Here is an 18,581-nt window from a genome sequence, read left to right on the forward strand (position 1 = left end):
CAAAGCCAATAAAGATAGCCAGTTCCATAACGCACCTCCTGAGATTAATCTTAGACGATTATACGCAGCAGGTGTGCATAATTTGCGCTATTCGTGCCTCTTTTACCGTTGAGTCTGTAGCAACCGATGCTAAAACGGGCTGCATTCTTTAGACGATCTGTTACGCTTTAAAGCCGATCGTGAAATGCACAGATCCTGAAGGAGAACAACGGTGAAACGTTATGGTAAAGCGGCGCTGGTGATGGCGCTTTTTATGCTGGCGGCCTGTCAGCACCCGCAAAAAAGCAGCGATACAGCGGCGACCGATGTAGAAAATAACCGCTGCGGCGCGTCTGACTATCAGAACTATATTGGCAAACCGTTAACTGCCGTAAACGGTCTGCACATAAATGGCCCGGTGCGTGTTATTCCTTATCACTCTGCGGTTACGATGGATTTCAACCTTAATCGTCTGAACTTCCTCGGCGATAAAGACGATGTGATTAGCCGCGTTTACTGCGGCTGAGTTGTTTAACCGGGCAATGGCTGTCACGCTGTTGTCATCTGCACAGGATAGGGTAACGGGGAAAGAGTGTGATTTCCCTGTCTATAACAATGCAGTGCTCGTCTTTATTCATCCCGCCGCGTGCGGGATTTTTTTATGCCGCGATCGGCTTTAGCTTACCGCGCAGCCACAATCGGTCACGCCTGGAAAACGACACGCTATTATTGGTCGGACGGACTGGGGAAGTTAGAGGAGGCGAGGAGATGCAGAACAAGAAGAGTTTGTCGGTAGTGGATGCCACACCGGCGCTGTTACAGGCGCTTCAGACGCTGGACTACCGGTTTACCGTTGAGCAGGAGCTGGATGCGGCGTTCGATCGTCCGATAAGCGCGAGCCTGCGAACGGTAAAGGCGCGCGAAAAAAATTACTTTAACGATCCGCAGCAGTTTGCTGACTACCTTAACAGCCGGGACGGCGCTTTTTTCGTGGCGCTGGTTGATGGCGAGCCTGCGGGTTATCTGGTTATCAGCCGCCACTGGAATGGATTAGCGCTGGTGGAGGATATCGCCATCGACAGGGCGTTTCGGCGCAGCGGCTGCGCTACTACTTTGCTAACGCACGGCGTAGGCTGGGCACATGAGCAGCAGCTGGCTGGCGTCACGCTGGAGACGCAAAACACCAATGTTGCCGCCTGCCTGTTGTATGAAAAGTTAGGATTTGAGCTGGGCGGCATCGATCGCCATCTTTATCGCGCCCTCCATGCACATCCGGCTGAGGTCGCGCTGTTTTGGTATTTGTGGTTTAAACCGCACGGCTAGCGTCTGTTAATACCTTTCATCAGCTGCGCCAGCACGTTGCGATAGCCCTGTAGCACGTTTTCTTCCCGTTCCAGATCGAGCTTTTTAATCACGCTGGCGATAAGTGCTTTGTCGGTGGTGGGCTTACCTGACTGCATCAGTTCCATCATGATGACCGCCAGCAGTTCCGCTTCTTTAGGCGCATGCCATGCCGGACTGTTAAAGTAATCGGTAATTTCGCGCCCAGCGCTGGTGGATTGTGTTCTCATGTTCAACCTCCGAAAACGCAACGTCGGCGCATCAGCCTGCGGCGGTCAAAATTGATAACCGCTTACCGGGCAGGGACCAGAAAAACGCGCCGTCTACCGCCACGCCAAAAGCAGGTGGCGATTTTTTAAACATAGATCCGCCAGAAAGAAATGCCAGTAACAAAATGAAATATTTTGCCGCTTAGCGAACCACATCTGTCTTTTTCGTGGAGCAAGCGTGAAATCCTGCTTGCATTGCCTGAGCATTTATGAGTAAATGCGCCGTCGGTTTGTTAAAACAGAACCGGGTATGCGAGCAGTTTTAGTAAAGCAGTCTGCAGTGTAAGAGTTATCTCTGATATCCCTTCTTCAGTATCGCCTTCCTGAGTGCCTCATAACATCTGTACACAAACCTGTTGCCCACAGGGCGTTAATTGACTGAAGGAAAGACAAATGTCTGCAAAATTGACTGGTTTAGTAAAATGGTTCAACGCTGAGAAAGGTTTCGGCTTTATTTCTCCGGCTGACGGCAGCAAAGATGTATTCGTACACTTCTCTGCTATCCAGAACCAGGGTTTCAAAACTCTGGAAGAAGGTCAGAACGTTGAGTTCACCATCGAAAACGGTCCGAAAGGCCCGGCTGCTGCTAACGTAACCGTACGCTAAGCAATCAGAATTAAAAAAACCCGCCTTCTGGCGGGTTTTTTATTGCCGCAAATCTCGCAGCATGAGTATTACCTTCGGCTGATGTGGCTGGTTTATTACTGACATCAGCGGTGCGTGGTAAGCTTGTTAAATCGGTCAGGACTTACGGCCACCATGGCTGCTTTGTCCACCTTTCTTACCCGCTTCAGAAGCTTTTTCACGGTCATTTTTAAAGTTGCCGCCGCTCTGCTGCCCGCCTTTTTTACCGGCTTCAGAGGCTTTCTCACGGTCTTCTGCAAAGTTACCTGAACCACCACGATGTTCTGCCATAATCGTCTCCTGATTACCGTTCCGGTTGAGTGAGCGTCAGAATATGAATCGCCAGAGCAAGACTTATTCTGCTTAGCGTTATTAAGTGTAGGTAACCCGGCGCGCTTTTCCAGGATAACATTCCGGCGTGGTTTATTTTTAACTATTTGAAAAATAATAATATTAATATGATGTCATATTAAAAATTTTTATAAGTTGCTGAAGAAAAAGCATAAATAAAAAAGTGTTGATCTTATTTCTACCGTTTCCAGGAACATTCTTGCTGATCTTTTTCATCTTCACGCTGCGGTTGTTTTACCAGAGGTCAGCTGATGTACAGCAGATAATGATGACGAGGATGGTTATTCTGAAAGTTAATGGTTTTAGTCGTAAGCCGACAAATTCAACTGCACAACTGAACAGAGGAAATTATCAAATAATGGTGGATGAGATTTTTAATTAATGATGACGGAAAGGCGTTAAAGTTTATTGTCTTGTCACGATATTGACAATAAACCGCTGGTGGGTCAAATTAGCCGCAGACACCGGTTATTTAATATTAAAATATTTTCCCGAGCTGGTATGCTCTGCGCTTCCCTGAAATGCGCTAAACTACCCGTAAACTCCGCTACTCCCTGCTGCTCCCTGCGCGGGGTTTTCGTTTTTTGGGGCCGGGAAAATGACAGCAGTATGCAATGTATAATATTTTCAGTATGCCGCCTGTTGTATGAAAATAATTTTCAAAAATGACTGCCAGGACAACACATAATTAAATCCTTAATAAATGATCAGCTGTACTAATATTAAACCAGCCCAGCGCTATATTTATTATTACCTCGCAACGGCACGTAAATAATAGCGCACTTTTTTATCTACCTCGAAAGCATTAACCATATAACGGGCTTTTCTAAGCGGGTTTGTTCCTCCAGGCTGCCTGTTGCCGTTTGCTTAACTTTGCCCGCGTTTCTTCACGCTCTCTATGCCCGCTCTCACTGCAACCCAAAACAAAGCGCACGCCGGATAAGGTTTAACCAGTATGAAACCCATCACGCTTTCACTATGCAACTGGAAAATATGTAAAACACCAGTGTCATTTGCTTCAAATTTGTTAATTAAGGTGATAGTGTTTGTTTTTGCATTATTGTCGGAATGATGTGATGAAATACCTTATTGCAGAACTACTGGATAAGCTGGCAGAGAAAGAGTCAGAGTCAAAAGAGCTGGTCGCCCAGGTAGAAGCGCTGGAAATTGTGGTTACGGCGCTGCTGCGAAAATTGGGTGATGAACAACGTCAGGAATTAAGTCAGGGAATTGGTCAGGCTTTAGCAACGGCTGCCGATGGTGCCAGCGCGGAGGATGCCTCTTTATTGCACAGCTATATTGATAAGCTGCTCAACTATCCACGTTATTGATGATTGACTTTCTGTGTTATTGCGCCCGCTTTACCACAGTAAGGCGGGCGTGATGTTTCTGGGATAAGCGGCAGAGAGGGCGAATAATGAAAATCATCGCCGCCTTCGCTTTACCGCGTCAAAAGGCGAGACTTAGTTTTTACTCAGCGCTTCAGAGCGATTCATACATTGTTCCATCGCGGCAATAATTGCCGAACGGAAGCCTTTCTCCTCCAGCACCTTGACCGCTTCAATCGTGGTGCCGCCCGGTGAGCAGACCATATCTTTCAACTCGCCCGGATGCTTACCGGTTTCCAGCACCATCTGCGCCGCTCCTTTTACCGCCTGCGCGGCAAACTGATAGGCCTGCGCGCGCGGCATACCACCCAGCACGGCGGCATCGGCCATCGCCTCGATAAACATAAAGACGTAGGCGGGGGCCGAACCGCTGACGCCAACCACAGCATGAATCAGGTATTCCGGCACCACGGCAGCTTTGCCAAAGCTGTTGAAGACAGATAACACTTCCTCGGTCTCTTCGGGCGTAACCAGCGCGTTTGGCGTAACAGAGGTCATGCCTTCATTCACCAGCGCGGGCGTATTCGGCATTACGCGGACGATTTTACGATCGTGTCCCAGCGCCATTGCCAGTGCATCCAGCGTAACGCCTGCGGCGATAGAGACTACCAGCGTCTCTTTATTCAGCACGCTGGCGACATCTTTCAGAACCTTCAGGATCACGTTCGGTTTTACCGCGCCAAACAGAATATCTGCTTCGCGCGCCACCTCTTCGGCGCTCTGCGCGGCGTTAATACCATACTGTTGCGCCATAGCCTGATTGGTTTCTGACTTATGGTCATAGACCCAGATTTGAGCCGCGTTAATCTGGTCGCTTGCTACCAGTCCGCCAATAATCGCTTTTGACATATTACCGCAGCCAATGAAGCCGATTTTCTTTTCCAGCATGGTTCCTCCATCTGCTTAGCTGTTTCGCGTAATGCACCAGCTTACGTCATTCTGCCGCTTTATCCAGCTTCGGCTAAACTCAAAGCGTCACTAAAGGAGGGAAAAATGGCCCCGTTTCAGCAAGATGAAGGGCGGAACCGCCACTATCCGGTTCAGGAGCATATGCGCTGGCAGCGTATCGAGTGGCGTATACAGCAGTGCGGCTACGTGCTGTTAATCGCCATCGTAATCTGCGGTGCCTGCGGGCTGTTTTCCAAAGGCTTTTTGAGCGATCGCCGTATTGCCGCACCGCAGGGGAATTTACAAGTGGAGTATGAGCGCTTCGCGCGTCAGCAAAGCGATGCGGCAATGACCATACACCTGCGTTCGTCACATCCAGGCGCGTACCGCATCACGCTCAGCGGCAACGGCGTGGATAATTTTCAGCTACAAAGTATACAGCCGCAGCCGCTGCGTGCCGAAAGCGGCGAGCACTCACTGACGCTGTGGTATCACGCGCAAAACGTTCCGCACGGCGCTTCAATCTGGCTGGGTGGGCAGCCGCAGTCGCCGGGACGTTACCGGTTTAACGTTGCCGATAATAGCGGCGCGCAGTTGCAGTTTACCCAGTGGGTTTATCCCTAGGAGAAAAAGTATGGAAACGGTATTGCGCGCGGTCAGCATGTACTTCCTGCTGATGGTAGTGCTGAAAATTGCCGGACGACGCACGCTGCTGGAGATGACCAGCTTCGACTTTATTCTGCTGCTGATTATCAGTGAGGCGACGCAGCAGGCGCTGTTAGGTAATGATTTTTCCGTAACCGGCGCGGCGCTGACCATCATTACGCTGATCGTGATGGATATTCTGCTCGGCAAGTTTAAAAGCTGGTTTCCGCGTCTGGAATTGTTAATTGATGGTGCATCGCTGATTCTGGTAGAGGATGGCAAGCTGTTGACGCAGCGGGCAAAAAGGGCAGGGATTACCGAAGAGGATATTCTGGCTTCGGCGCGCAGTTCGCAGGGGCTGGAACGGCTTGAGCAGATAAAATTTGCCATTCTGGAGAAGAACGGCAAAATCAGCATTATTCCCCACTCCTGATCAGGAAAGCCGATGCCAATTTGGGTGGATGCCGATGCGTGTCCAAAAGTGATTAAAGATATTCTCTATCGTGCGGCGGAGCGTAGCCAGATCGATCTGATTCTGGTGGCTAACCAGCCGCTTAGCGTACCGCCTTCACGTTTTATCCGCACGCTGCGCGTGGCGGCAGGTTTTGACGTGGCGGATAATGAGATCGTACAGCGCGTCAGCGCGACGGATCTGGTGATAACCGCCGATATTCCGCTGGCGGCAGAAGTGCTGGAGAAAGGCGCTGCCGCGCTGAATCCGCGTGGCGAACGCTACAGCGCCGCCACTATCCGTGAGCGTCTGACGATGCGTGATTTTATGGATACGCTGCGATCCAGCGGTATACAAACCGGCGGGCCAGCTTCGCTTAACCAACGCGATCGCCAGCAGTTTGCCGCCGAGCTGGATAAGTGGTTACTGGCGCAGCAGCGTAGATAACAGGAGTGCGCGGTCAGCCTTCATCGACCGCGCAGGATGACTGCTTAAATAAAGCTGTCGTCGTCATTGAAATCATCATTGCCGAAATCGTCGTTGTCGAAACCGGCATTATCATCCTGCTGCCAGCTGGCATCCTGCAAAAATGCCCGATCGTCGCCGTTGTTAAAGGTATCCAGGCTGGTATCCAGCGGTTCCGGATCGGGCAGCGCTGGCTCATTAATAATATTTACAATCTCTTCCGGCTGTGAATGGTGGAACATGCTGGTGAGCATATCCGCCATCACCACGCCGCCTGCCACACCCACCGCCGTTTGTAACGCGCCGCCGAGGAAACCGCTGCCGCGTGGCGCAGGTGCGCTGTAAGGCTGCTGCGGGGCGTTATAGGGTTGTTGGCCGTATGGCTGTTGCGGTGCGCTATTGCCCCAGGCGGGCTGCTGCTGGGTCTGCCGTTGACCACTGCCAAACAGACTGGAAAGAAAGCCGCCGCTTTGGCGGGCAGGCTGCTGCTGCGCCTGCGCCAGTCGATTCTCCAGCTCGGTAACCTGAGCATTCAGTTTTTTCATCGCCGCTTCCTGAATCAGGATTGCCTGGGCCATATAGTAGGGCGCGGCAGGCTGCTGGCGCAGCTGCTGTTCAATCAGGCGTTCGGCGGCACCATCACGCGGTGCGGACTGGCTTTCAGCCTGCTTTAGTCGGCTAAACAGACTTTCTATCAAACGTTGTTCTTCACTCTGCATGGGAACCTCCTTCAACAAGCTCTCTTTGTTTATTCTGGACGCTATATGGCGAAAGTAAATTGGCGCTGCGTAAGTAAATATTGCCAGCTCATCATGAGCCAAAGATTAAAATACTTTTCCCTGTTATCCATCCTTTCAGGCAGCATTAGCCTTGACCTTACTGAGGGGCGTAAAAACAACGTTACAGGTAGCCCCAGCATTTTTTTGTCGGTATGATGCCCGGCATGCATAGATCAATAAGCCATCTGCGGCATAGCGCAGCGCTGGCAGAGGGTAGACAGTTATGTCATCACCTGTTTTTTTAATCGGCGCGCGTGGCTGCGGTAAAACCACCGTCGGTGCCGCGCTGGCGCTGGCACTGAACTATGAATTCTGCGATACCGATCATCATCTCCAGCAGGTTACCGGCAAAACGGTAGCCGATATTGTGGCGGCGGAAGGCTGGGAAGGGTTTCGCCAGCGCGAAACCGAGTCGCTGATGGCGGTTAGCGCACCGCAAACCGTTATCGCTACCGGTGGTGGCATGGTACTGGCAGAGATTAATCGTCGCTTTATGCGCGAGCAGGGACAGGTTATTTGGCTTCAGGCTAACGCCGCTGTGCTGGCTGCGCGCCTCTCTGCTTATCCGCAAAGCGCCCAGCGGCCTACGTTGACGGGGCGACCGATTACGGAAGAAATGTCAGAGGTGCTGAAACAGCGGGAAGTGCTCTACCGGGATGCGGCCCATCACGTTATTGATGCGATGCAGGCACCTGAACGGGTAGCGGCGCAGATTCTGGCGGCGCTGGCACGTAGCGATCGCTCAGGTATCAGCCTCACTGGTTAGCAATCCGGCTGTTTTTGTTATCTTTCTTTGCCGTGGCGCTGGTGGAACAGCATGATTGTCTATACTTGCCTTACGAATGCCGACAGGCGGACGGAGAGAGCGGATACCACTTTCACCACAAGAGGGAAGACCTTATGCCAACCAGACCACCTTACCCACGCGAAGCCCGAATTGTACAGGTTGATAAAGGCGCTGCCGGACAGAGCGTTACACGCTATGAGCTACGTGCCGATCATCCCAAGCCTAATTCGCTGATTAGCGAACATGAAAGCGAGCAGGAAGCGCGGGATGCAAAAGAGCGCTACGAAAACAGCGATAAAGATTAGCTCAGCGGGCATGGACGCCTGTAAACCATCGAACAGCATTTAGCTCTGCAAATAAACTATCCTGCCCTTCATCCTGTGGTTCATTTCCCTGATACGCTATAGTTTTCTGTAAAATAAATACTTATTCACAATTACTTTTGGTTAAAAAGTAGCTTTCTGCGATTTTTAGCTAACCGGATAGCTCTGAAAAAGAGAAGCTATACTTGACCTCAGAACTTTCAGCTTTTATTTTCTTTTGCGTTATACGGCGTAATGAAGGGCGAATAGTTTTACGGTTGCCTGGCTGAAAGAGACGTAAATCACTGAGGGAAGGAGCAATTAATTGATGATGGCGTGATGATTTTATTTACTGTTTTTTGCTATCGTCAGAAATAGGCCCTTAACCTGTGTGTAATCACAAATTTCCCGCGTGGTTTTTATCCAGCCGCTGTGCCAGTATGTAATTGATCGCTGGTTAGCACTTGCTCCGAAATAATAGCTTGTCGCGATCGTTGATTGTGCGATTAATCGCAACCTGAGCTTTTTCCTTCATGAGCGCAACAGCGCGGAAGATAGCGTTACAGGCTATGCGAGGCGTAGTGCCTGGCTACAGAAACATATCTTGTCCAGGGTATGATGCCTGCTTTGTTAGCCGCCTGGTGGGTTGACGATGAAACCATCAAAACAGACCGCGATATTAGGGTCATAGCCAGCGGATAATAACGCATTTATTTTTTAACAGGGTATCTTATTAATAACCTTGTTAAACGCATGGAATTTAGTGTTTAGCAATAAGTGTGACATTAACGTTATTTCTCTGCACCCATACCTGGGTTTTGTCCGAATGCATTTTTTCCTTTAGCTGGCTAAAGCCGGAAAAAGTGGCGGATATTCCGTCAGATCCAGGAAAGGGAGTAAATTTTATATCGGAAGTACAGGCAATAAAGGCGTCGAAAATAACGCAGCCGTAAATTGTTTCCTGACGGGAATTAAATCGCGTCACGGTAAGTAAATAACCGGACGCTTTCTTAATCTTCGGGTTGACTGGTGACCCGTCTCAGATGAAAAAGCCTATGAAACAGACACTGGTTATACTAACGATAGCGCAATCCCCCTGTAGTGATATGACTCCACAGCTGCTGGAACATTTGCCGGAAGCGCAGATCCTTCGCATCGGTCTGCTGGATGGACTATCGTCAGCGGAGGTTAAGGAAAAATATGCGCCACAAGAAAGCGACAGGGTCGTTAACGTAACCCTGCCTGATGGCGTACAGGCGACGCTGGACGCAAAAAAAGTCGAGCAGGGCTTGCAGGTGTTGATCTGGCAACTGGAAGCGCAGGGTGCCGAAACCATTTTACTGGTAAATCCTTATGGCCTGCGCGGATTAAAGGCTCATAGCGCGGTACTGCTGGAGCCGGATCGCATTATTCCGCCGCTGGTCAAGGCGATAGTGGAAGGTCATCAGGTGGGTATTGTGGTGCCGCCGGAAGATGCGCTGCGGCGACAGGCGGCGAAATGGCGTAACCTGAGCTGTCCTGCCCGTTTTGCCGTTGCCAAATCGGAAATGGGAAATAATGACAGGCTAATCGACGCGGCGTTGCAGTTGCAGGAGCAGGGGGCGGATGTGGTGTTGCTTGACGGCCCCGGCTACCATCCGCATCAGCGTGATATCTTACAGCAGCTGCTTGGTATTCCGGTTCTGCTACCCAATATACTGCTGGCAAAAATGGCAGCGGAGCTGCTGGTATAACCCGTAATTTAAGATGACAAACTGCGCGTTTAGCCTCTACACTGCCAGTTCATCTGGTTGTTTTTGAGGACGTTGTATGCTGAATGTAAGCGAGTACTTTGAAGGGAAAGTGAAATCGATCGGTTTTTCCAGCGCCAGCACCGGACGCGCCAGCGTCGGCGTAATGGTTGAGGGAGAATATACTTTCAGCACCGCGCAGCCGGAAGAGATGACGGTTATCAGCGGCGCGCTGAATGTGTTGCTACCGGGCGAAACCGAATGGAAAGCTTACGAAGCGGGCAGCGTTTTCCACGTACCCGGTCACAGCGAATTCCATTTGCAGGTAGCGGAACCGACCTCTTATCTCTGCCGCTACCTTTAAGAGCGGTAAAGGTGCGCCACCAGCGGCGCACCTTCATCTTAACGCTGAGCTTCGCCGCCCAGCGCTTCTGTCAGTTCGCTAATCAGCGCGCTCAGTTCGCCGGTCATCAGCAGGAAATCGGCGTCAAAGCGCTGTGCGAAATCCTCACGATCGATATCATCATTCTGCTCGCGCAGCGTATCAGCGAACTTCAGGCGCTTCACCGAACCATCGTTCGCCAGCATCAGCTGAACGCGCTGCTGCCAGTCCAGCGCCAGCTGGGTCACTTGTTTGCCGGCTTCAATATGATTGGCGATCTCATCGCAAACCAGATCCTGTTTCTTACAGCGGATGACGCCGCCATCTTCAAGGATTGCTTTCAGCTCGGCTTCATCCATCAGCGCAAAGCCCGCAGGCAGATCGCCGGATCGTACCCATTCGGTAAGCGTTAGCTCGATAGGTTTCTCCATCGCCAGCGGTACCACCGGCAGCGAACCGATGCTTTTACGCAGCAGCGCCAGGGTATCTTCCGCCTTTTTCGCGCTGGCACAGTCAACCATAATCAGGTTATTGACGCTGTCGATCCAGAGGAAGGTCTGACTGAAACGGCTAAAGGCGCGCGGCAACAGGCTGTGCAGCACTTCATCTTTTAGCGAATCCTTTTCGGTTTTCTTCAGCTTACGCTGCTGCTCCCCTTCCAGCTTTTCAATCTTCGCTTCCAGCGCCTGTTTAACTACCGGTGATGGCAGGATCTTCTCTTCTTTCCGCGCGCAAATCAGAGTCTGGCCGTTATTGACGTGAATCAGGGCGTCACTACGCGAACCCATCGGCGAAACCCAGCCGGTTTTCGCCATATCCTGACTGCCGCACGGGGAAAAGGAAAACGCAGCGAGTTGTTTTTCCAGGTCGTCTGCTGAGAGTGAAATGTCACTGTTCAGACGATAAATCATCAAATTTTTAAACCACACCATAGGGTTTTCCTTTGCCGGAGGTGCCAAAAGCACAGGTCATAAACGGTGCGCGCATGATAGCGAAACATCGGCGGCGGGTCATTGCCTTTCCTGGCCCTGCCTTTTAATGTGGAAAGCATTCGACTTACAGATAAGGAAAAAGCCGTGCGCATTGGCATCGATTTAGGTGGAACCAAAACGGAAGCGATAGCACTCTCTGACGCGGGCGAGACGCTGTTTCGCCATCGCGTGCCGACGCCGCGTAATGACTACCCGCAAACGCTACAAACCATTGCCGGGCTGGTTCGCCTGACGGAAGAGAAAACCGGCAAGCGGGGCAGCATCGGCGTCGGCATTCCCGGCACGCTGTCGCCTTTTAGTCAGCGGGTGAAAAATGCCAATTCGACCTGGCTTAACGGACAGTCGCTGGACCGGGATCTGGCGCGGCTGCTGGATCGCGACGTGCGCGTCGCCAACGACGCTAACTGTCTGGCGGTATCGGAGGCGATGGATGGCGCGGCGGCGGGCAGGGCATTAACCTTTGCGGTGATCATCGGTACTGGTTCCGGCGCGGGTATCGCCATTAACGGCGTTTCCCATCGCGGCGGCAACGGTAATGCTGGTGAATGGGGCCACAACCCGCTGCCGTGGATGGATGAAGATGAAATTCGCTACCGCGAAGAAGTGCCCTGTTACTGCGGGCAGAAAGGCTGTATCGAAACCTTTGTTTCCGGCACCGGCTTTGCCACTGACTATCAGCGACTGAGCGGGAAAGCGCTAAGCGGCGCGGAGATCGTGGCGCTGCTGGCGCAGCAGGACGCGCTGGCTGAGCTTGCCCTAAGCCGTTACGAAATGCGGCTGGCGAAATCGCTGGCGCAGGTGGTCAACCTGCTCGATCCCGATATTATCGTGCTTGGCGGCGGCATGAGCAATGTGGATCGGCTCTACCAGACGCTGCCGCAGTTGATTAAGCCCTGGGTTTTCGGACGCGAATGTGAAACGCCGATTGTCAGGGCACAGCATGGCGATTCCAGCGGCGTACGCGGGGCCGCCTGGCTCTGGCCGCTGGCCTGACTCGGTAAACTACTGTGGATGAAAGGACAACATAAACTGCGCGGGCGCATTCGGTGGCGGCGGTGGTAGCGTTGTCGTCGTGCCGAAAGTTTGCCATGCCTGCAGGCAGAGCGGCTCGTCGCCTTCGGTACGTAATACCTGATAGCCGCGCTGCGCATCGTAACCGATGGTCATGTCACAATGCTGACCGGCGTAGCGTTTTGCCCGATCGAAACGGCTACTGACTTGTTGTTGGATATCGCTAAGCCAGCCGTGCAGGGCGGTATCGGGCGCAGGTTGCTGTGCGCTCTGGCAGGCGCTAATTAATAACGCAGCCAGAGGAATCAGGCGGAAAGCCAGCATGGTTCATCCTTAATAACGAAAAATCACTGCCGCGCACGGTAACATGCGCGGCGCGGTGAAAACAGGCGCATCAGACTGAAAATTGTCGATCCAGGCGGCTGTAGCCCAGGCCGTTTACCTTTCTGACTTTAATCTGCACCGGAATACGTTCCTTCATCGCCTCAACGTGGCTGATAACGCCGATAGTCTTACCGCTGGCGTTGAGCGCATCGAGCGCATCGAGCGCGGTATCGAGCGTATCCGCATCCAGCGTGCCGAAACCTTCATCAAGAAACAGCGATTCGATGCGGGTTTTGTGGCTGACCAGATCGGAGAGTGCCAGCGCCAGCGCCAGGCTCACCAGGAAACTTTCGCCACCGGAGAGGGTGCGCGTATCGCGCCTGGCGTCAGCCTGCCAGGTATCCATTACCTGTAGCTCCAGCGTATCGACAGATTTGCGCTGTAGCAGATAGCGTCCATGCAGATGGTTAAGCTGCTGGTTCGCCAGCCAGACCAGATGATCGAGCGTCAGGCCCTGGGCGAAGCGACGAAACTTATCGCCGCTGCTGGAACCGATCAGCTGGTTAAGGTAACCCCAGTCTTCTACCTGCTGCGCGTTATCTTCAATCTGCCGCAGCAGGCTTTGCTGCTGCTGACGCTGCGTATCGTCGCTTTCCAGCTGTTGACGTAGCTGTCCCTGCTGGCGCGCGTTAGCGTGCAGCTGATGTTCCAGCGCTGCCAGCTCGCTTTCCAGTTCGGGTAGCGTAACGTTAAGATCGGCGGGGCGTGCCTGCTGATGCTGCGCCAGCCGCACCTGAGCCTGTTGTGCCAGCGCACTGGCCTGCTGACGGCGCGCCTCCGCCTGCTGGCTTGCTGCGCGCAGCTGTTGCGCCTCCTGTTCATCCAGCAGCGCGGCATGAAAGGCGGCCTCATCACTGAAGTCGCTCTGCGTCAGCGCCTGGATAAACCGGGTTTCATATTCGGTACAGCGTTTTTCGGCACCGTCCCGCTGTTGAATTAGTGAATTATGCTGTCCGGTCAGATTATTTAAGCGATCCTGCCCCTGCTGCCAGCGCTGCTGCTGTTCGCGGTAGCGCGTCTCGGCCTGCAACAGGCGCTGCTGCCACTGCTGGCGCACGTCCGCCACTTTATTATCGCCCAGTAGCTGATGGCGCTGCTGGCGCAATTCATGTAGCTGTTGCCGTTGCGACTGCGCCAGTTTGTCAGCCCGCTGTTGCTGTTCCGTCAGCTGCGCCAGCTCATCGTTGACGCTGCGTAACGCGGTCTCGCACACCGCCAGCCGCGCTGAAAGATCGGCAAGTAGCTGCTCACTTTCCTGCCAGCGCCGCCATTCGTTTTGTCGCGTCTCCAGCCAGAGCTCTGACGCCTGTGGCTCCGGCAGCGTCAGCTGGTGCTGCGCCAGCTCCTGCTGTAACGCGGCGGTTAGCTGTTGCTGTTCCTGCCATAGCTGTTGATGCTGCTGCTCCCGTTCCAGCTGCTGTTGCTGAAGATGGCCCAGCTGCTGCTCCGCCAACTGTTGTGCCTGCTGTTGCTGCTGCCAGCGCTGCTGGCACGCCGCCAGCTGCTCTTTCACCTGTTGCAAGGTGCGGGCCGCGTTCTCCTGCTGTTGCAGCTGCTGGCGCAGCTCCGTTTCCTGCGCCTCCTGCTGGGTGAGCCAGTCATGGAGGCTGTTCTCTTCTTCCGGTGCCAGCGTTAAGCCAGCGGCGGCAAGCAATGTTTGCCACTCGTCCAGCTGACGCGTTAGCTCAGCGCTCAGCGCCTGTTGCTGCTGGTTTAGCCGCTGTTGCTGTTGCTGCAACGCTTTCAGCTGTTCGCCGCAGGTCACGCCTTCAATACGCAGCCGATCCTCTTCCTGGCGTATCGCCTCCAGACGCTGCTGGTTTTCCGTCAGCGTCAGGGTTTGATAATGTTCTACCGCCGGGTGCTCCGTTGCGCCGCACAGCGGGCATGGCTCTCCGGCAATAAGCCTGTTGCGCTCCTGTTCCAGGCTGATAATGCGTTGCTCCAGCTCCAGCCGCTTTTCCAGGTCGAAACGATGCTGGTGCTTTTCCCGCCAGGCCTGGCGGTGCTGCTCCAGCTGCTGCGTCTGATGCAGGATCTGTTCATCCAGCGTCTGCAATTCCAGCTGCTGCTGGATGTGGCGCTGGCGCAGCGGGCGCAGGGCGGAAAAGCAAATCGCCAGCTTTTGCCGCAGCGGGCGCTGTTGCTGATGGTGCTCCAGTTTTTTCCGCAGCGCCGCTTCCGGCTGCTGCTGTTGTAATACAGTAAGCGCTTGCTCAGCCTGTGCAACCTGCTGGCGCGCGCTCTTCAGTTCGTTTTCCAGCGGAGTGGCCTGTGCTTTTAGCTGCGCCAGCTGGTGCTGTTGTTCATGCTGCTGCTGCTGATGCTGGCGCTGTTTTTCCTCCAGCGCTTTCAGGTTATGCTGCGACTGCCGCTGCTGCTGTAAACGTTCGCGCCAGCCGCCCAGCTGCTCGCCCCAGTCAGCGATCTTGCCGTTAGCGCTGCGCCAGCGCTGCTCCTGCGCCTGTTGTGCCAGCAGCGCCTGCTGTTCGTCGTTGAGCTGGCGCTGACGTTGCTGGCGCTGCTGCTGTGCCTGCTGATTCTCGTTCAGGCTCTGCTGTTGTAGAGCAAACTGCTGCGCCAGCGTGTCGATCTGATGGTCGAGCGGGATAACCTGTTCATTGATCAGATTCTCCTGCTGACGCCACGCCTCATGCAGTCGCTGATTCTCCTGCTCCGCCTGTGACTGCTGGCTTTGCAAGGTATGTAGCTGCTCACTTGCCTGTTGCAGCGAGGCGGAAAGCTGCTGCGTCTGCTGCTGTAGCTGCTGCAGATCCCGCTGTAGCTGTTGACGCTGCTGCCAGAGCGGGCGCAGTTTTTCTGCCGGTTCCGCTCGTATCAGCCGCTGACGTAGCGGTTCCGCCTGCTGCCACTGGTTCTCTGCCTGACGTTGTGCCTCGTCAGCTTGCTGTTTTTCCTGCTCCAGCCGCTGCTGCTGGCTGAGCCACTGTTGCTGTTGGCGAGCAATCGCTAACTTTTGTTGCAGCGCCTGCTCCTGCTGCGCCAGCGCCTGAAGCGACTCCTCCAGCTGCTGACGCGCCGGGGCGTCCAGCAGCGCCATGCCTGCCGCACTCGCCCGTAGCCGATCCAACTCAATACGCGCCAGCTTGTGCTGTTCAAAGATGCGCGCCGACAGCTGACCGTAAATTTCGGTGCCGGTCAGCTCCTCCAGCAGTTCGGCGCGATCGTTGGCATCGGCATTAAGAAAGGCGGCGAACTGCCCCTGCGAAAGCATCATTGACTTGGTAAAGCGGGCAAAATCGAGCCCGGTCAGCTGGGTAACGATCTCCAGCTTATCTTTCACCTTGTCAGCCACAATGACGTTGTCTTTACAGCGTGCCAGCTCAACGCGTGGTGCCTGCAAATTGCCATCTGTCGCGCCACGCGCGCGATTCTGGCTCCAGAAAGCACGCCAGGCCTCGCCCTTAACTTCAAATTCCACTTCCGCCAGACATTCTGCCGTATCACGGCTGATTAGTTCATTTTGCGTCTGGGAGATTTTTCCCAGCCGCGAGGTTTCGTGATAGAGCGCCAGACAGATGGCGTCGAGCAGGGTGGTTTTTCCGGCACCGGTAGGGCCGGTGATGGCGAACAGACCGTTGCTGGCGAACGGCTCGCGGGTAAAATCAATTTTCCACTCGCCGCGCAGCGAGTTAATGTTTTTAAAGCGCAGGGATAAAATCTTCACGGCTGGCTCTCCTCGCCCTGCTGTAGCCGATCCAGGGTGTCGCTGAACAGATGACGTATGCGCCGGAGCTGCATCTCATCCGTTTTCTCTTCCTGCTCAAGCCGCCGCTCAAAAACCTCTTCTACTTTCAATTCGCTTAGCGTCTCGTTTTGCAGACGTGCCAGCGCACGCTCGCGCTGCTCGCGGCTGCGGCGCATCAACAGCACCTCAACCGGCAGCCCCTCGGTCAGCGCCTGAATATGCTGTTGCATATTATGCAAATATTCCTGAGTGGTGATTTCGATATCGAGCCAGACTGGCTGCGCGCGGCTAAGATCGGCGAAAGGTCGCAGCTGCGCTTCGATCTCCGCCAGCGTGCCTCTGATGGTCTGCATTGGCTGGAAACAGGGCACCGGTAGCGCCTCGACCTGCTCCAGTTTACCCCCGGCAAAGCTCACCAGAAATACGCTTTTCTCGCTGCCCAGCTCGTCAAAGCTGAGCGGTAGCGGCGATCCGCTGTAGCGAATATGTTCGCTGTTGGCGATGCGCTGCGGGCGATGAATATGACCCAGCGCGATATAATCGGCGGGCGGAAAGGCCTGCGCCGGAAAAGCGTCCAGCGTGCCGATATAAATATCGCGTACCGCATCGCTTTTGCTGACGCCGACGGTGGTCAGATGACCGGTGGCGATGACCGGCAGCGGCTGTTCTGCCTGCTGGCTCAGAGCGCGTGCGTGATGATAGCTTTGCTGATAGTAATCGGTGATGGCGTTCAGCAGCGTCAGCTGCTTTTGTTTACCGGACTGGCCCGCCTGGCTACGCATAATATCGCGCGGGCGCAGAAACGGGATCGCGCAGAGAATAGCGCCTGGTTCGCCCTGGCGCGTGGTCAATGTCAGCACCTGCTCCTGCGGATCGCCGCTGGCGGCGGCAATGACCTGTGCATTAAGGCAGGCAAGTAACGCACGCGTTTCATTGAGCGTTGCCACTGAATCGTGGTTGCCGCCTAACACGATCAGCTGGCAGCCGGTACGCTGTAAATCCACCACGAAACGGTTATAAAGTTCACGTGCATAGCTGGGCGGCGAGCCGGTATCAAAAATGTCGCCCGCCACGATGACCGCATCCACCTGATGTTCTTCCACGCGATCAATCAGCCAGTGAAAAAAGGCCTGATGTTCAGCCGCCCGGCTGCGGGTATAGAAAAACTGACCGAGGTGCCAGTCTGAGGTATGGATAATGCGCATAGAACTCCCAGCTAAAAGCAGAACGCCGGGGGCGATTATAACCAGAGCCCGCGCGCAGACCACGGAAAATGCGTGCTGGATGTGTTACAAAAAGGTTATTTCTGGCGCGGGCAGGCCGTGCATTTTTCATAAATCTGTCATAAAACTGACGCATAATGACGCCGCACATACCCGTGACAGCGCGTCACATTCGCAGGAGCAATAATGGCTAAGCGCATTCTGGTTGTCGAAGATGAGGCCCCTATCAGGGAAATGTTATGTTTCGTCCTGGAACAGAACGATTATCAGCCGATAGAGGCAGATGATTATGACAGCGCCGTCAACCTGCTTATCGAACCCTGGCCCGATCTGATCCTGCTGGACTGGATGCTACCGGGCGGCAGCGGCATACAGTTTATTAAACATCTCAAGCGCGAGGCGATGACGCGTGATATTCCGGTGATGATGCTGACGGCGCGCGGCGAAGAAGAAGATCGCGTGCGCGGCCTGGAAGTGGGGGCCGATGATTACATTACTAAACCCTTTTCGCCTAAAGAACTGGTGGCGCGCATTAAGGCGGTAATGCGCCGGATTTCGCCGATGGCGGTGGAAGAGGTGATTGAAATTCAGGGGCTGAGTCTCGATCCTTCGTCGCATCGGGTGATGTCCGATACCACGCCGCTGGAGATGGGGCCGACCGAATATAAATTACTGCATTTCTTTATGACGCACCCGGAACGCGTTTACAGCCGCGAGCAGCTGCTGAACAACGTCTGGGGCACCAACGTTTATGTCGAAGATCGGACGGTGGACGTGCACATTCGCCGCCTGCGTAAGGCGCTGGAGCTGACCGGACACGACAGAATGGTGCAAACCGTGCGTGGAACGGGGTATCGTTTCTCCGCTCGTTACTGACCGGA

21 protein-coding genes are annotated in these 18,581 nt (G+C 54.0%); 13 read left to right on the forward strand and 8 right to left on the reverse strand.

The genetic code is table 11. From position 1 onward, the window contains the following. Positions 1-211: 211 nt before the first annotated feature. Both C7M51_RS01720 and C7M51_RS01725 read left to right on the forward strand, forming a co-directional pair. Entirely contained in the window at positions 212-505 is a 294-nt protein-coding gene (locus tag C7M51_RS01720) for an I78 family peptidase inhibitor (RefSeq protein ID WP_160619938.1), read from the forward strand. Between the two features lie 242 nt (positions 506-747). Further along, positions 748-1,302 (forward strand): GNAT family N-acetyltransferase, encoded by a 555-nt coding sequence (locus C7M51_RS01725; RefSeq protein WP_160619940.1) that lies wholly within the window; start codon positions 748-750, stop codon positions 1,300-1,302. Here C7M51_RS01725 and C7M51_RS01730 read toward each other — a convergent pair. After that, entirely contained in the window at positions 1,299-1,550 is a 252-nt protein-coding gene (locus C7M51_RS01730) for a biofilm development regulator YmgB/AriR family protein (RefSeq protein WP_160619942.1), read from the reverse strand. The two genes, C7M51_RS01725 and C7M51_RS01730, sit on opposite strands and share 4 nt — an antisense overlap. Before the next feature lie 432 nt (positions 1,551-1,982). Between C7M51_RS01730 and cspE the strand changes: the two genes are divergently transcribed. Next, entirely contained in the window at positions 1,983-2,195 is a 213-nt protein-coding gene (gene cspE, locus C7M51_RS01735; RefSeq protein ID WP_038627682.1) for a transcription antiterminator/RNA stability regulator CspE, read from the forward strand. Positions 2,196-2,330: 135 nt separating this feature from the next. Here the strand turns inward: cspE and C7M51_RS01740 are convergent, their stop codons facing one another. Next, positions 2,331-2,504, reverse strand: coding sequence for a con-10 family general stress protein (locus C7M51_RS01740; RefSeq protein ID WP_160619944.1), 174 nt, complete (start codon positions 2,502-2,504; stop codon positions 2,331-2,333). 1,136 nt (positions 2,505-3,640) lie between these two features. Here C7M51_RS01740 and iraP point away from each other — a divergent pair. Next, a complete protein-coding gene (iraP, locus tag C7M51_RS01745; protein WP_160619946.1) occupies positions 3,641-3,895 on the forward strand; it encodes an anti-adapter protein IraP in 255 nt (84 codons plus the stop codon). A gap of 132 nt (positions 3,896-4,027) precedes the next feature. Here the strand turns inward: iraP and proC are convergent, their stop codons facing one another. Beyond that, positions 4,028-4,840, reverse strand: a complete 813-nt coding sequence (gene proC / locus C7M51_RS01750) for a pyrroline-5-carboxylate reductase (RefSeq protein WP_160619948.1) — start codon at positions 4,838-4,840, stop codon at positions 4,028-4,030. Positions 4,841-4,945: 105 nt separating this feature from the next. On the opposite strand from proC, the gene C7M51_RS01755 reads away from it, so the two are divergent. The 3 genes from C7M51_RS01755 to C7M51_RS01765 are packed head-to-tail and all read left to right on the forward strand — an operon-like array spanning position 4,946 to position 6,383. Beyond that, entirely contained in the window at positions 4,946-5,464 is a 519-nt protein-coding gene (locus C7M51_RS01755) for a hypothetical protein (protein ID WP_160619950.1), read from the forward strand. A gap of 10 nt (positions 5,465-5,474) precedes the next feature. Beyond that, the gene (locus C7M51_RS01760) at positions 5,475-5,918 is read left to right on the forward strand and encodes a DUF421 domain-containing protein (protein ID WP_160619952.1); all 444 of its coding nucleotides are present in this window, start codon (positions 5,475-5,477) and stop codon (positions 5,916-5,918) included. A 12-nt stretch (positions 5,919-5,930) separates the two neighbouring features. Further along, on the forward strand, positions 5,931-6,383 hold the full coding sequence (locus C7M51_RS01765) for a YaiI/YqxD family protein (RefSeq protein WP_160619954.1): 453 nt from the start codon (positions 5,931-5,933) through the stop codon (positions 6,381-6,383). Between the two features lie 44 nt (positions 6,384-6,427). Here C7M51_RS01765 and C7M51_RS01770 read toward each other — a convergent pair whose 3' ends face one another. Further along, positions 6,428-7,120 (reverse strand): DUF2076 domain-containing protein, encoded by a 693-nt coding sequence (locus C7M51_RS01770; RefSeq protein WP_160619956.1) that lies wholly within the window; start codon positions 7,118-7,120, stop codon positions 6,428-6,430. Between the two features lie 283 nt (positions 7,121-7,403). Between C7M51_RS01770 and aroL the strand changes: the two genes are divergently transcribed. The 4 genes from aroL to ppnP all read left to right on the forward strand — a co-directional run bounded on the left by aroL (position 7,404) and on the right by ppnP (position 10,363). Next, the gene (aroL, locus tag C7M51_RS01775; protein WP_160619958.1) at positions 7,404-7,946 is read left to right on the forward strand and encodes a shikimate kinase AroL; all 543 of its coding nucleotides are present in this window, start codon (positions 7,404-7,406) and stop codon (positions 7,944-7,946) included. A 134-nt stretch (positions 7,947-8,080) separates the two neighbouring features. Beyond that, a complete protein-coding gene (locus tag C7M51_RS01780; protein ID WP_160619961.1) occupies positions 8,081-8,272 on the forward strand; it encodes a YaiA family protein in 192 nt (63 codons plus the stop codon). 1,052 nt (positions 8,273-9,324) lie between these two features. Further along, positions 9,325-10,002, forward strand: coding sequence for an AroM family protein (locus C7M51_RS01785; protein WP_160619963.1), 678 nt, complete (start codon positions 9,325-9,327; stop codon positions 10,000-10,002). A 76-nt stretch (positions 10,003-10,078) separates the two neighbouring features. Continuing rightward, on the forward strand, positions 10,079-10,363 hold the full coding sequence (ppnP, locus tag C7M51_RS01790) for a pyrimidine/purine nucleoside phosphorylase (protein ID WP_160619965.1): 285 nt from the start codon (positions 10,079-10,081) through the stop codon (positions 10,361-10,363). A 38-nt stretch (positions 10,364-10,401) separates the two neighbouring features. Here ppnP and rdgC read toward each other — a convergent pair whose 3' ends face one another. Continuing rightward, on the reverse strand, positions 10,402-11,313 hold the full coding sequence (gene rdgC / locus C7M51_RS01795; protein ID WP_160619967.1) for a recombination-associated protein RdgC: 912 nt from the start codon (positions 11,311-11,313) through the stop codon (positions 10,402-10,404). Between the two features lie 144 nt (positions 11,314-11,457). Here rdgC and mak point away from each other — a divergent pair, with 144 nt between their 5' ends. Then, positions 11,458-12,366: a fructokinase gene (mak, locus tag C7M51_RS01800; protein WP_160619969.1), complete on the forward strand. Its 909-nt coding sequence runs from the start codon at positions 11,458-11,460 to the stop codon at positions 12,364-12,366. 9 nt (positions 12,367-12,375) lie between these two features. Here the strand turns inward: mak and C7M51_RS01805 are convergent, their stop codons facing one another. The 3 genes from C7M51_RS01805 to sbcD form a co-directional block, all read right to left on the reverse strand. Next, entirely contained in the window at positions 12,376-12,708 is a 333-nt protein-coding gene (locus tag C7M51_RS01805) for a cell envelope integrity TolA C-terminal domain-containing protein (RefSeq protein ID WP_160619971.1), read from the reverse strand. 70 nt (positions 12,709-12,778) lie between these two features. After that, positions 12,779-16,456 carry an AAA family ATPase gene (locus tag C7M51_RS01810; RefSeq protein ID WP_160619973.1) on the reverse strand — a complete coding sequence of 1,226 codons (3,678 nt, stop codon included), beginning with the start codon at positions 16,454-16,456 and terminating at the stop codon, positions 12,779-12,781. After that, positions 16,453-17,682, reverse strand: coding sequence for an exonuclease subunit SbcD (sbcD, locus tag C7M51_RS01815; protein WP_160619975.1), 1,230 nt, complete (start codon positions 17,680-17,682; stop codon positions 16,453-16,455). Before sbcD ends, C7M51_RS01810 begins: the two co-directional genes overlap by 4 nt. Positions 17,683-17,886: 204 nt before the next feature. Between sbcD and phoB the strand changes: the two genes are divergently transcribed. After that, a complete protein-coding gene (gene phoB / locus C7M51_RS01820; protein ID WP_038627659.1) occupies positions 17,887-18,576 on the forward strand; it encodes a phosphate response regulator transcription factor PhoB in 690 nt (229 codons plus the stop codon). Positions 18,577-18,581: the final 5 nt, after the last annotated feature.

It is taken from the genome of Mixta intestinalis, assembly GCF_009914055.1.
In the GTDB taxonomy this organism is placed as follows: domain Bacteria; phylum Pseudomonadota; class Gammaproteobacteria; order Enterobacterales; family Enterobacteriaceae; genus Mixta; species Mixta intestinalis.